Origin of the sequence: Pseudomonas sp. GW460-12-10-14-TSB1, from assembly GCF_017349775.1 — a bacterium.
Lineage (GTDB): Bacteria > Pseudomonadota > Gammaproteobacteria > Pseudomonadales > Pseudomonadaceae > Aquipseudomonas > Aquipseudomonas piscium.
The window spans coordinates 1-12,612 of the sequence record NZ_JACNAC010000067.1 but is presented as its reverse complement, the minus strand read 5'-3'; the positions used below and the strand labels follow the sequence as shown (position 1 = coordinate 12,612).

Sequence of the window (12,612 nt, the reverse complement as noted above, 5' to 3'; positions counted from 1 at the left end):
CCAACATTTCCCCGTAACAGCTCCGGCGCAAGATGACCGGCGCACCGGCAAAGTGCACCTATCCTGTAGGAGCAGCCGACCGTCGCATACTCAAGGACTCGATTCATGCAAGCACTCCAGAACATCAACCTGAGCTCCCTGGTGGATACCCTGGTCAGCCTCAGCGCGGCCTTTATCCTCGGTGGCCTGATCGGCTTCGAGCGGCAGTACCGACAGCGCACCGCCGGCCTGCGCACCAACGTGCTGGTGGCGGTGGGCGCGGCGATTTTCGTCGACATGGCCAACCGCCTCGGCGGTGCCGAAGGCGCGGTGCGGGTGGTGGCCTATGTGGTGTCCGGCATCGGTTTTCTCGGTGCCGGGGTGATCATGCGCGAGGAGGGCAACGTGCGTGGCCTGAACACCGCGGCCACCCTCTGGGCCTCGGCGGCGGTGGGCGCCTGCGCTGGCGCCGACCTGATCCTCGAGGCCTTTCTCGGCACGCTGTTCGTGCTGGCGGCGAATACCTTGCTGCGGCCGATCGTCAACAACATCAACCGCCAGCCGCTGGACGTGATCTCCGCCGAGGTCACCAACATCGTCTACGTCATCGCCCATCGCTCCAAGCAGAAAGCCGTGTTCGCCCTGCTCGAAGCGGAACTGGAGCGCAGCAACTACCCGGCCAGCGATATCGATGTCCATGCCTTCGGCAACGACGACGTGGAGATCGAAGCCACCCTGGCCACCACCTCGGTGGACGGCGACGAGCTCGATGCTCTGGTGGCGCGCCTGTCCACCTCGGCCCTGGTGGAGCAAGCGTTCTGGAGCCCCAGTACCACCGAATAGACCGTGCAATCGCTGGGTCGATGCGCCTGTAAACGGCAGGCCTGTGCAGCGAGGAAAAAAATGCCCGTCCACAGCGATTTTTGGGAATCGTCTTAAAGAGTCGGCCAGGGACCATCGGATAGTCTGTTGAACCTCTGTGTTCCACCGATAGTTGCCACGCCGATGCCCAACAAACGCCTGAGAATACTGATTGCCGATGCGTCCCGGGAGCAATGTGGTCGCATCCAGCGTTTGTTGAATGGCCTGGGGTATTTTCGCGTCGCCGCGGTGGGGGCTTTCCGCGAACTGGTGACCTTGACTCACTATTCCTGCGAGCCTTTCGAGAACTTCGACCTGTTGCTGCTCAGCGGCGAGCTGGCGTTCGCCGCCGGGGTGGATGCCGGCGCGTTCTGCCAGGGCAACCCACAGATCCGCCATGCCATGATCTACGGCGGCCGCACCGAACATGCATTGCCGGTGGCCCTCGGCGCCTCTGCGCTACAGGAGATTCTCTGGGTGCCGAGCGCAACGCAGGAGATCCTCCAGCGCTTCATTGCCCATATCAATCCTCCCGCCTCCTCGGGCAAAGACCGAAGCTTCCGAACACTGGAATAGCCCCCCGCGGTTGCTGGGAACAGGGCTTGCGTCGTGCTGCTGGAGGCGGAAACCACCACCTGGCCAGCAGTTTTTCCGATGGCCGCTGCCGGGGCCGGGCAGGCCTCTTGTCTCCATCCGGACCGGGTAAAAAGCAGGGTTCAAGTCCACCCATTGATACCTGAGGTGCGCCGCCGATGCGGGCGGATATCCCAGGGAAACGAGCATTTCGGGCTCAAAAAGTAGGGGAAAGCCGCATTTTAGTAATTCGGAGTAGGGCTTTTCAGAAAACCCTTAGAGAAAACACTCGGCCGCTCCCCTAGCCTTTATTCATAGGCTTGGAGCCTGTCATCTCAGACTTTTTTCATGGTCGCGAAAAAATGCCGAATAAAACGTTACGAATCCTGATCGCCGATGAACAGCATTTTCATCGAATGAAGATCGAGCGGGTGCTGAACCAACTGGGCTATTACCGGATTGCACCGATGTATCGACTCATCGAGGTGTTGAACGTCGTGGAATATGGCAGTGAGCCAATGGACCTGCTGATCATCAACGCCTCGCTGGGGTTGCACGACCGGCTCGATATCGTGGCGTTCTGCATGGATAACCCGCAGATCCGTCACGTGCTGGTCTATGACTCCGAGCTCCTCGGCGTGCCTTCGATTCCCCTCGACCCGCAGCGCAAGATGTACATCAGCAGCCTGCCGTTGCCGGACCAGGAGACCATCAGCCGCTTGATGGGGGCCATCGACACCGGCCGCCGGAGCAAGACCCCGGCGGCCGGAAAGTTTCTCAGCAGTTCCAATGAGGAAGAGATCGCCCCCGATGGCATTCGGTTGAATGCCGTGGTGCGTTAAGGCCTCAGTCCCACGCCGGCGCAATGCCGGTGGGGCTGGTCAGACGATGCCCGCGCTCCAGGTCGGCGATGCGCCGCATGTCTGCTTCGCCCAGGGTCAAGGCGCAGGCCTTGAGGTTGCTTTCCAGGTTCGCGCGCCTGGTCGAGGATGGAATCACCGCATAACCCGATTGCATGGCCCAGGCCAGGGTCACCTGAGCCGGTGTCGCCCGATGCTGCTCGGCGATCTGCTGGATGACCGGGTCCTTGAGCACTTCACCGTAGGCCAGCGTCATGTACGAGGTGATGTGAATCCCCTGGCTTTGCGCGAACTCCACGACCTTGCGGTTCTGCAGGTAAGGATGCAGTTCGATCTGGTGGGTGGCGATGTGTTCGGCGCCGACCGCGGCGATGGCCTGGCACATCAGGTCGTTGGTGAAGTTGGAAACACCGATCCGCCGGGTCAGCCCCAGTTGCTTGGCTTCCAGCAGCGCCGCCATGAACTCTTCGACCGGCACCTGGTTGTCCGGTGACGGCCAGTGGATCAGGGTCAGGTCCAGGTAGTCGGTCCGCAGCTTGCGCAGGCTGTCCTTGAGGCTGGGGATCAGCTTGTCGCGGGAGAAATTGGCGACCCAGATCTTGCTGGTGATAAACAGCTCGTCGCGGGGGATGTCGCTGTCGGCGATGGCCTGGCCGACCTCGGCTTCGTTCTCATAGATCTGCGCGGTGTCGATTGCCCGGTAGCCCAGCTCAAGCGCGGTGCTGACCGAGTCGATGACGACCTGGCCTTGCAGGCGAAAGGTGCCGAGGCCGAAAGCAGGTACAGACATGGATGACTCCAGATGGCAGTGGAAAGGCCACGAGTATCCCGGTCCGCACCTTTGAGAAAAACCGCCGGACAGGCAAAGGAATCTTTACCGCGAATCACGAATAACCCTGGAGCCCGCAGATAGGATACAAGCCCCCGCCGGAGCCGCCGGGCGATCCGATTCAATGGCCCGACTCCCCGCGGCGACAGGTTCAGCCGCGGGCTTCGAGGATCATGCAGGTGGTGGAACCGGTGGCGTACAGGCGGCCATCGACGTCGTAGATCCGTCCTTCGGCCAGGGCGGTGGAGCGGCCCAGGTGGACGATCTTGCCTTCGGCGCGGATCGGCCCGCTGCTGCCGGTCAGGGCCCGTACATAACTGATGCGCAGGTCCAGGGTGGTGTAGCCCTGGCCCTTGTTCAGCCGGGTGTGGATCGCGCAGCCCATGCAGGAATCCAGCAGGGTCGCGGCATAACCGCCGTGCACGCTGCCCAGCGGGTTGTAATGGCGGGCATCCGGGGTGCCCTGGAACACGAAGTGCCCGGCGGACCATTCGATGGGGATGAAATCCAGCAGCGTGCCGATGGGCGGCGAGGGCAGTTCGCCGTTGCCGATACCTTCGAAGAACTCGGCGGGCGAGAGGGCGCTGACTTCGGCCAGGGACAGGCTGCCCGGACCGGCCAGGCGTGCGCGCATGGCCTGTTCCTGGGCAATCCACTGGGCCAGGGTGGCGTCGCGGGATGGGCTTTGCATGGGCGGTTTCCTCGTGGGTCGGGATAAGATGATGAGCAAAATATTATGCTCGAAATATTATTTCGCCCAGTGCCAAAAACGCCACAGACCGGATGATTCGGCCACCGATACCTTGATCGCGCCCTCAGTTCATATCGCTGTGGCTGAACTCCTCGCCGAGAAAGTCGATCAGGGTGCGCACCGACGGCAGCAGGCCCCGGCGCGACGGGAAGATCGCATGGACGATCCCGCACTTGGGCGCCCAGCCCGGTACCAGATGCACCAGGCGTCCGGCGGCCATGTCGTCGCGCACCACCACGCTGGGCAGGTGGGCGATGCCGATCCCTGCCAGCGCCGCCTGGCGCAGGGCGATCAGGTCGTCGGTGACCATCCGCGGCTTGTGGCGAATCTGCGCGAGAGACTCGTCCGGGCCGAACAGTTCCCACTGGTACTCACGCTGCGCCGCGCCCCAGTGCAGGCTCGGCAGGCCGCTGAGGTCGGCGGGCGAGGCGGGGTTCGACAGGCGCGCGAGAAAGTCCGGGTGGCCGACCAGGCACTGGGTGCTGTTGCCCAGTACCTTCATCACCAGATCGCTGCTTTCCAGCGGCGGAAAGCGCACCCGCAGGGCGATGTCGAAACCTTCGTGGATCAGGTCGACCCGGCGATTGGTGCTCTCGATGAACAGCTCCACCAGCGGGTACTTGAGCATGTAGCGGGTCAGCATCGGCCCGACCCAGGAATTGAGCAGCGCGGTCGGGCAACTGATGCGCACCAGGCCCTGGGGTTCGGAACGGTTGCGCTCGATGACTTCCGCGGCGCTTTCCGCTTCCACGCGCATGGCCAGGCAGCGCTGGTAGTACTCGTGGCCGATCTCGGTGAGCGAGCAGTGGCGGCTGGTGCGGTGAATCAGGCGCACGCCGAGGCGCTCCTCGAGCTGGGCAATGCGCCGGCTGAGCTTGGACTTGGGCATGTCCAGGGCACGCCCGGCGGCGGCGAAACCACGGTGTTCGACGACCTGGGTGAAGTAATAGAGGGTGTTGAGGTCTTCCACCATCGTTCTCCAAATAGAACGCTAAGGACGATTTTTGCAGTCTAGTGCATCAAAGGTATGGGTTTTAAGGTGTATCCACGAAATAACTCACCCATGTCGGAGGCTCCAGCATGAAAAACATCATCGGTATCTACACCAGCCCACGGTCTCACTGGGTGGGCGACGGTTTCCCGGTTCGTACGCTGTTTTCCTACGACAACCTGGGCAAGCACATCAGCCCGTTCCTGCTGCTCGACCACGCCGGCCCGGCTGAATTCACCCCGACCCAGCAGCGGCGTGGCGTTGGTCAGCATCCCCATCGCGGCTTCGAAACCGTGACTATCGTTTACAAGGGCGAGGTGGAGCACCGCGACTCCACCGGCAGCGGCGGCAAGATCGGCCCTGGCGATGTGCAATGGATGACTGCGGCCTCGGGGATTCTCCACGAGGAGTTCCACTCCGAAGCGTTCGCCCGGTCCGGCGGCACCCTGGACATGGTCCAGCTGTGGGTCAACCTGCCAGCGCGGGACAAGATGGCCGCGCCCGGTTACCAGACCATCCTCGATGGCGACATTCCGGCCATCGCCCTGAAGGACAAGGCCGGCACCCTGCGGCTGATCGCCGGCGAGTTCGACGGCGTCAAGGGCCCGGCGCGCACCTTCACCCCGATCGACGTCTGGGACATCCGCCTGAATGCCGGCAAGCCCCTGACCCTCGACCTGCATGAGGGGCGCAACACCGCCCTGGTGCTGCTGCGCGGCACGGTCCAGGTCAATGGCCAGGAACTGGTGCGCGAAGGCCAGCTGGTGCTGTTCGAGCGCGATGGCGACCAGCTCAGCCTGGAAGCCAACAACGACGCGGTGGTGCTGCTGCTCAGCGGCGAACCGATCGACGAGCCCATCGTCGGCCACGGCCCGTTCGTGATGAACAGCGAGGCCGAGATCCACCAGGCATTCGTCGACTTCCAGTCCGGCCGTTTCGGCCAGATGCCTGGCTGACACCCACTTACCGACTTGCACAGGACGCGTAGGCCGGTTTCAGGGCCAGGGATGGCTGTTGCCTTAAACAAATGCCCCAGACCCAAGAGGAACTGCACATGAACAACCTCAACGCGGCCAACTTCAATGGCCTGAAACCGACCATCGACCCCAACGATGCGGCGATGCTGCTGATCGACCACCAGAGCGGGCTGTTCCAGATCGTCAAGGACATGGACGTGCCGCAACTGCGGGCCAATGCCATCGCCCTGGCGAAAGCCGCGACCCTGTTGCAGATGCCGGTGATCACCACGGCCTCGGTGCCCCAGGGGCCCAACGGCCCGCTGATCCCGGAAATCCACCAGGAGGCGCCCCATGCCCGGTACGTGGCCCGCAAAGGTGAAATCAATGCCTGGGACAACCCCGAGTTCCGGGCGGCCGTCGAGGCCACCGGCAAGAAAACCCTGGTAATCGCCGGCACCCTGACCAGCGTTTGCCTGGCGTTTCCGTCGATCGCCGCGGTGCATGAAGGCTACAAGGTGTTCGCGGTAGTCGATGCCTCGGGCAACCATTCGCGGCTGGCCACTGATCTGACAATCGCCCGCCTGGCCCAGGCCGGGGTGGTACCGATCGACATCATGGCTACGCTTTCTGAACTGCAGGGTTCGTGGAACCGCCCGGACGCCGAGCAGTGGGCCGCGGTCTACGCCCAGGCCATGCCGCACTATCAGTTGCTGATCGAGAGCTACCTCAAGGCCCAGCAAGTGGCGAATGAACACGAAGTGCTGGATTCCCAGCGCTGAACCAACACCCCCCACGCCGATTTCCTTTCGGTATCGACAAGAAGCGAGGACTACCCCATGACGACTGCCTACAAGCGTCTCGACAAAGACAACGCCGCCGTGCTGCTGGTGGATCACCAGGCCGGCCTGCTGTCCCTGGTGCGCGACATCGACCCGGACAAGTTCAAGAACAACGTGCTGGCCCTGGCCGACCTGGCCAAGTACTTCAAGCTGCCGACCATCCTCACCACCAGCTTTGAAACCGGCCCCAACGGTCCGCTGGTGCCCGAGCTCAAGGCACTGTTCCCGGACGCGCCGTACATTGCCCGGCCAGGGCAGATCAACGCCTGGGACAACGAGGACTTCGTCAAGGCGATCAAGGCCACCGGCAAGAAGCAACTGATCATCGCCGGCGTAGTGACCGAGGTTTGCGTGGCGTTCCCGGCGCTGTCGGCCCTGGAAGAAGGCTTCGAGGTGTTCGTGGTGACCGATGCCTCCGGCACCTTCAATGAGCTGACTCGCGATTCGGCCTGGAACCGCATGTCCACCGCCGGCGCGCAGCTGATGACCTGGTTCGGCCTGGCCTGCGAGCTGCACCGCGACTGGCGCAACGACATCGAGGGCCTGGGCACCTTGTTCTCCAACCACATCCCGGACTACCGCAACCTGATCACCAGCTACACCACCCTGACCTCCGGCAAATGACCGCCTGTAGCCGCTGGCGAAGGCTGCGATCGCTGGCGTAGCCGGCACGATCCAGGGCATGCGATCGACGACAGCTACGGCGCCGGACGCAGGCTGCGCCAGCGGCTACAGAGGTGAACGACATCGTTGCGGACAGGGGCCTCCCATGAGGCCCCTGTTTTTGTTTTTCCGGCTATACCTGCAAGGTCGCTTGTGTGAGATTGTCGCGCCTCTGACTGTGCTGGAGTTGCTTGATGTCGATTCTGTTCGCCGACCACCCACTGTTCGCCGCGCTGGCCCTGCTTCTGTTGGACATGCTGCTGTGGCGCTTGATCGGCGCGCGGGGCGGTTACTGGAAACTGCTGGTGCGGGTGCTGATCTTCACCCTGTACAGCGTGCTGCTGTTCAACCAGGGCCTGAACCCGATGCAGGCGGCGCCCTGGCCGGAGGACGTGCCGCTGCACCTGGCCGCGACGGGGTTGCAGATCGGTTGGTGGCTGTTCGGCGCCCGGACCCTGACGGTGTTGCTCGGCACCCTGATGATGCAACGGGTCGGGCATACCGGGCGGCTGTTGCAGGACCTGATGGGCGCGGTGATTTTCCTGATCGCCATCATCGCCGCCATGGCCTATGTGCTGGAGCTGCCGGTCAAGGGCGTGCTGGCCACCTCCGGCGCGGTGGCGATCATTGTCGGCCTGGCGCTGCAAAGCACCCTCAGCGACGTGTTCTCCGGCATCGTGCTGAACACCACCAAGCCCTATCAGCTCGATGACTGGATCTCCATCGACGGCACCGAAGGCCGGGTCACCGACATCGACTGGCGCGCCACCCGCTTGCAGACTTCCCAGGGCAGCATGGCGGTGATTCCCAATTCCATGGCGGCCAAGGCCAAGATCATCAACTTCAGCCGTCCCGCCGACATGCACGGGCTGTCCATCAGCCTCCAGGTCAGCCCCCATGCGCGGCCGCAAACAGTGATCGAGGCGCTGGAGCGGGCCATGCTCGGTTGCCGTTTCCTGCTCCCCAAGCCGGCCCCCAGCGTGGCCTTGAAAAGCTCGGGCAATGCCGGGGTGGAGTACGAAATCAGCGGCTTCGTGGCCTCCATGGGGCAGAAGCGCGAAGTGCGCAACCAGCTGTTCGACCTGGCCTTCCGTCACTTGCAGGCGTCCGGCGTCAGCCTGCTGTCCAGCGGTGAAAGCAGCGTGCCGGCCAACCTGTCGCGGCCGCGGGCGTTGCTGGACAGCTCGAGCATCTTCTCCACCCTGCGCCAGGAAGAGAAGGAAACCTTCAGCCAGAACATGAGCCTGCAGACCTTCCGTGCCGGCGAGACTATCCTGCCGGCGGGCGAGGTCAGCGATCACCTGCTGATCATCGAGTCGGGGGTGGTCTCGGTGAGCCTGATCCGCGATGGCAAGCCCTTCGAGGCCGGGCGCATGGGACCGGGCGAAGTGATAGGCGAGGCGGGCATCGCCGATCAGGCGACCGCGGCGGACTTCTCGGCCAAGACCTTCTGCACCCTGTACCGCATCGAAAACGAATACCTCAAGCCGTGCCTGGACGCGCGGCGCGATATCCACGAGGCGATGAAAAACCTCCTGGATTTCCGCCAGCACATCGCCCAGACCCTGACCCAGGAAACCCCGCGGCCGGTGGTGAAGAGAGGCTTCATGCAGTGGCTGCGCAACCGCGCCTAGCCGAATGGTCAATGCACCTGTAGGAGCGAAGCTTGCTCGCGATCCGCGTAGCGGCCATCCATTGCGGTGCCTGAACGGACGCTATCGCGCGCAAGCTGCGCTCCTATAGAAGAGAGGGGGACATTGGTCACCTGGTCTTAGCCGGAATTGGTCATTGGTATGGAGCGGGCCCGGGCTTAACGTAGCGTCACATTCACTTGATCTGGAGCCATCCCATGCAACCGCGTATCGATTTCTACACCGCTTCGCCGGACGCCCTCAAAGCCATGATCGCCCTGGAAACCGCGGTCTCGAAACTGCCCCTGGAAAAGTCCCTGATCGAGTTGGTGAAGCTGCGCGCCTCGCAGATCAACGGCTGCGCCTTCTGCGTCGACATGCACACCGCCGACGCGCGCAAGAGCGGGGAAACCGAGCGCCGCCTGTACGCGGTCTCGGTCTGGCGCGAAACGCCGTTCTTCACCGACCGCGAACGGGCCGCCCTGGCCTGGACCGAGTCCCTGACCCGGTTGAGCGAAACCCACGCGCCGGATGCCGACTACGAGCTGCTGAGCAGCCAGTTCAGCCCCAGCGAGCAGGTCGACCTGAGCCTGGCCATCGCCACCATCAACAGCTGGAACCGCCTGGCGGTGGGTTTCCGCAAAATGCCCCAGGCCTGATTCCGAGGCTCAATGGCCGTCGGCTGACGGCGCCGGCGGCGGGGTGACCTTGCGCATCAGGGGCACCATGGCCGTGGCGATGATGAAACACACCATGATCATCAGGAACGCGTCGCCGTAGGTTTGCGTCTGCGCTTCGCGATAGGTCAGTTGCCAGAGTTGGCGCAGGCTGGCGCTGACGCCTTCGTCACCGCTCTGGCCCAGCGCCGCGAAGTTGCCGCCGACCCGGGCCAGCCATTGGTTGAGCGCTTCGTTGCTGCTGTTGAGGTGTTCGGCCAGGCGGCTGAAGTGCAGGTTGGTGCGGTCGTTGAGAATGGTCGCGCAGGCCGCGATGCCGATGGCGCCGCCCAGGTTGCGCATCAGGTTGAACAGCCCCGAGGCATGCTTGAGCCGCGCCGGCGCCAGTCCGCCCAGGGTCAGGGTCACCGCCGGCGGCACCGCCAGCTGCTGGGCGATGCCGCGCAAGGCTTGCGGCAGCAGCAATTCCCTGGCCCCCCAGTCATGGGTGATGGGGCTGAAATCCCACATCGACACGGCGAACAGCCCGAGGCCCGCCATCATGATCCAGCGCAGGTCGACGCGGTTGGCGAGGAACGCATACAGCGGGATCGCCAGCACCTGGAACACCCCGGTGGAAAACACCGCCATGCCGATATCCAGCGCGCTGTAGCCACGCACCCGACCGAGAAACAGCGGCGTCAGGTAGATGGTGGCGAACAGGCCGATGCCGGTGACGAAGGAAAAGAAACAGCCAAGAGCAAAGTTGCGGTCCTTCAGGGCGCGCAGGTCGACGATCGGGTTGGCCACCTGCAGGGTGCGGCCGATAAAGGCCAGCCCGGCCAATCCGGAAACCCAGGCGGTGGTGAGGATGGTGCTGTCGCTGAACCAGTTCCAGCGCGGGCCTTCTTCCAGGGTGTATTCCAGGCAGCCGAGAAACAGCGCGAGCAGCAGCATGCTCAGGTAGTCGGCGCCCTTGAGCAGCGCCAATTCCGGCTGGTCGATCCGGACCAGCATGGGCACTGCCACGGCGACGAAAATCCCCGGCAGCAGGTTGATGTAGAACAGCCAGTGCCAGCTCGACACCTCGGTGATCCAGCCGCCGATTACCGGGCCCAGGGTCGGCGCCAGGGACGCCACCGCGCCGATGGTCGCCGCGGCGATCACCCGCTGTTTGCCGGTGAAGAAAAAGAACGCGGTGGTGAACACCAGGGGGATCATCGAGCCGCCGAGAAACCCCTGCAGAGCGCGGAACACAATCATGCTCTGGATGTTCCAGGCCACGCCGCACAGCAGGCTGGCCAGGGTGAAGCCGACCGCCGAGGCGCAGAACAGCCAGCGCGTGGAGAACACCCGCGACAGCCAGCCCGACAGCGGGATGACGATGATTTCGGCGATCAGGTAGCTGGTCTGCACCCAGGCGGTTTCATCGGTGCCGGCCGACAGCCCGCCGCCGATGTCGCGCAACGAGGCCGAGACGATCTGGATATCCAGCAGGGCGATGAACATGCCCATGCACATGGTGGCGAAGGCGAAGACCTTGGTCACCGTGGCCATGCTGGCCGGATTCAGAGGCTGGGCCGGGGCGGCGAGGGCGCGGCTCATGGCGCGCTGGCCACGGCAGGTTCAGGCGTCTCGGGCTCGTTTTGGGTATTGACCGCGGCCGTCACCGACAGGCCGGGGCGCAGTTGGCCGAGCAGCGCGTCCTGCGGGTCGAGGATCACCCGTACCGGCACCCGCTGGACGATCTTGGTGAAGTTGCCGGTGGCGTTCTCCGGTGGCAGCACGCTGAACTGCGCGCCGGTGGCCGGGGCCAGGCTGTCGAGGTGGCCGTGGAATTCCCGGCCGGGCAGCACGTCGGCGCGGATCACCACGCGCTGGCCCGGGCTCATGTGTTGCAGCTGGTCTTCCTTGAAGTTGGCGTCCACCCACAGGCCGCTGGCCGGCACCAGCGACAGCAGTTGCGCGCCGGCCTGGGTGTAGGCGCCATTGCGCGCCCGGCGGTTGCCGATCACCCCGTCCATGGGCGCGCGGATTTCCGTGTAGCCCAGGTTCAGTTGCGCCAGGTCGCGTTCGGCGCGGGCCTGGAGCAAGGCTGCCTTGGCTTGCAGTTTCTGGGTGGCGATCACTTGCAACTGGCGCTGGGTCGCCAGCAGTTCGGCCTGGGCCCGGGTGTTGAGGGCCTGGGCGGTCTTGAAACCGGCCTCGGCCCGTTGCGCGCTTTCCACCGACACCGCCGAGCTGCCCACCAGGCGTTTGTAGCGGGCATTGTCGTCGCGCGAGCGGGTCATTTCCGCGGCGGTGGCATCGATCCCGGCGCGGGCCTGGCTGATCACCGCGTGCTGCAACTGTTCGGTGGCATCCAGGTTGGCCAGCAGCGCTTCCTCGGCGGCCACCGCGCCTTCGGCCTTGGCCAGGCTGGCGCGGTAATCCCGCGAGTCGAGGCGGATCAGCAGGTCGCCGGCCTTGACCCGCTGGTTGTCGCTGACCAGCACCTGCTCGATGTAGCCAGCCACCTTGGGCCCGATCACCGTCACGTCGCCGCCTATATAGGCGTCGTCGGTCTGCTCGATAAAACGTCCGCTGGTCCACCAGTGCAGGCCGTAGAACACCAGTGCCGCCAGGGCCACCGACGCCAGGGCGGCAAGTAGCATGCGCTTGAGCAAAGGCGGCCTGGCCGGGGCCGGAGTGGCGGCGACAGTGGCAGGGTCGATGGCGGGCAGGCTGGTCATGGCAGGTACCTGGAGTGGAAATATTACGACTGAAATATGATGTTTGTAATATTTTATTGCAACTCAATTTTCGTACCGATCGTCAGGTGCGACCTGGGGGCATGGGCGGATGACGCGGGCGTTTGGCGAGGAGGAATCAGGGCCCAAACGGAAGCAGTTGGCGCAAGCCGTGGCGAAGACTATTGTTGGCAATCTGAATAACTGCCCGAAGAGAGCGATGCCATGAACACCAGTGATTTGCTTGAACAGTTGCTGCGCGCCGGCCAGGCCTCGATGACGCAGCAGGGT

General features: G+C 64.0%; 14 protein-coding genes. 8 read left to right on the top strand and 6 right to left on the bottom strand.

Annotated elements, in window-relative coordinates; all coding sequences use genetic code 11:
* Window positions 1–105: 105 nt before the first annotated feature.
* The 3 genes from J4D52_RS26950 (at window position 106) to J4D52_RS26940 (ending at window position 2,255) form a co-directional block, all read left to right on the top strand.
* Entirely contained in the window at window positions 106–822 is a 717-nt protein-coding gene (locus J4D52_RS26950; RefSeq protein WP_016702385.1) for an MgtC/SapB family protein, read from the top strand.
* A 126-nt stretch (window positions 823–948) separates the two neighbouring features.
* Window positions 949–1,416, top strand: coding sequence for a hypothetical protein (locus J4D52_RS26945; protein WP_234044272.1), 468 nt, complete (start codon window positions 949–951; stop codon window positions 1,414–1,416).
* Window positions 1,417–1,775: 359 nt separating this feature from the next.
* Window positions 1,776–2,255, top strand: a complete 480-nt coding sequence (locus tag J4D52_RS26940; RefSeq protein WP_025804949.1) for a hypothetical protein — start codon at window positions 1,776–1,778, stop codon at window positions 2,253–2,255.
* 4 nt (window positions 2,256–2,259) lie between these two features.
* Here the strand turns inward: J4D52_RS26940 and dkgB are convergent, their stop codons facing one another.
* From dkgB to J4D52_RS26925, 3 genes are all read right to left on the bottom strand, one after another.
* Entirely contained in the window at window positions 2,260–3,063 is an 804-nt protein-coding gene (dkgB, locus tag J4D52_RS26935) for a 2,5-didehydrogluconate reductase DkgB (protein ID WP_102677926.1), read from the bottom strand.
* 190 nt (window positions 3,064–3,253) lie between these two features.
* Complete coding sequence (locus tag J4D52_RS26930) at window positions 3,254–3,793, bottom strand: PaaI family thioesterase (protein ID WP_025804946.1); 540 nt, start codon at window positions 3,791–3,793, stop codon at window positions 3,254–3,256.
* A gap of 124 nt (window positions 3,794–3,917) precedes the next feature.
* Window positions 3,918–4,826, bottom strand: a complete 909-nt coding sequence (locus tag J4D52_RS26925) for a LysR family transcriptional regulator (RefSeq protein ID WP_102677927.1) — start codon at window positions 4,824–4,826, stop codon at window positions 3,918–3,920.
* Window positions 4,827–4,933: 107 nt separating this feature from the next.
* Between J4D52_RS26925 and J4D52_RS26920 the strand changes: the two genes are divergently transcribed.
* From J4D52_RS26920 to J4D52_RS26900, 5 genes are all read left to right on the top strand, one after another.
* On the top strand, window positions 4,934–5,800 hold the full coding sequence (locus J4D52_RS26920) for a pirin family protein (protein ID WP_102677928.1): 867 nt from the start codon (window positions 4,934–4,936) through the stop codon (window positions 5,798–5,800).
* A gap of 98 nt (window positions 5,801–5,898) precedes the next feature.
* Window positions 5,899–6,582 carry an isochorismatase family protein gene (locus tag J4D52_RS26915; RefSeq protein ID WP_063432348.1) on the top strand — a complete coding sequence of 228 codons (684 nt, stop codon included), beginning with the start codon at window positions 5,899–5,901 and terminating at the stop codon, window positions 6,580–6,582.
* Between the two features lie 57 nt (window positions 6,583–6,639).
* Window positions 6,640–7,266 carry an isochorismate family cysteine hydrolase YcaC gene (ycaC, locus tag J4D52_RS26910; protein WP_025804942.1) on the top strand — a complete coding sequence of 209 codons (627 nt, stop codon included), beginning with the start codon at window positions 6,640–6,642 and terminating at the stop codon, window positions 7,264–7,266.
* Between the two features lie 233 nt (window positions 7,267–7,499).
* Entirely contained in the window at window positions 7,500–8,939 is a 1,440-nt protein-coding gene (locus tag J4D52_RS26905) for a mechanosensitive ion channel family protein (RefSeq protein ID WP_102677929.1), read from the top strand.
* A gap of 215 nt (window positions 8,940–9,154) precedes the next feature.
* Window positions 9,155–9,595 carry a carboxymuconolactone decarboxylase family protein gene (locus J4D52_RS26900; protein ID WP_025804939.1) on the top strand — a complete coding sequence of 147 codons (441 nt, stop codon included), beginning with the start codon at window positions 9,155–9,157 and terminating at the stop codon, window positions 9,593–9,595.
* 9 nt (window positions 9,596–9,604) lie between these two features.
* Here the strand turns inward: J4D52_RS26900 and J4D52_RS26895 are convergent, their stop codons facing one another.
* From J4D52_RS26895 to J4D52_RS26885, 3 genes are all read right to left on the bottom strand, one after another.
* Window positions 9,605–11,197, bottom strand: a complete 1,593-nt coding sequence (locus tag J4D52_RS26895) for a DHA2 family efflux MFS transporter permease subunit (protein ID WP_102677930.1) — start codon at window positions 11,195–11,197, stop codon at window positions 9,605–9,607.
* The gene (locus J4D52_RS26890; RefSeq protein ID WP_063432340.1) at window positions 11,194–12,324 is read right to left on the bottom strand and encodes an HlyD family secretion protein; all 1,131 of its coding nucleotides are present in this window, start codon (window positions 12,322–12,324) and stop codon (window positions 11,194–11,196) included. The genes J4D52_RS26895 and J4D52_RS26890 overlap by 4 nt, the downstream gene beginning before the upstream one ends.
* A gap of 63 nt (window positions 12,325–12,387) precedes the next feature.
* Window positions 12,388–12,612: hypothetical protein (locus tag J4D52_RS26885; protein ID WP_207272179.1), on the bottom strand; the 225-nt coding region annotated here is incomplete at its 5' end.